The organism is Pantoea sp. GbtcB22, assembly GCF_019091025.1.
GTDB classification, from domain to species: Bacteria; Pseudomonadota; Gammaproteobacteria; order Enterobacterales; family Enterobacteriaceae; genus Pantoea; species Pantoea leporis.
In genome coordinates, this window is the sequence record NZ_JAGXKB010000583.1 from 1 (window position 1) to 247 (window position 247).

General features: G+C 68.8%; 1 protein-coding gene. It reads left to right on the forward strand.

Going from position 1 to position 247, the window contains the following annotated elements:
• The coding region (locus KVT28_RS26050; protein WP_217551164.1) for a hypothetical protein at positions 1 to 215 on the forward strand (215 nt) is incomplete at its 5' end.
• Positions 216 to 247: the final 32 nt, after the last annotated feature.

Sequence of the window (247 nt, forward strand, 5' to 3'; positions counted from 1 at the left end):
ACCCGCTCCTCAAGATGGACAAGGTGATCCTGACCGCGCATGTCGCCTCGGCAACCGCGCGTTTCGACCCGGCGCGCCGCCGCCGGGGCGGCCAGGAATTGTCGCTGGTCCTGTCCGGGAAATGGCCGATGTCCTGCGTCACCCCGTCGGCCTTGGCATCGAGCGGCCCCAAGCGCTGGCAGCCGGTGTCGATGGAACGCGGGCCGAATTCCTGAGCCCGGCGGGGGCACTGATAATGGCGATGGAC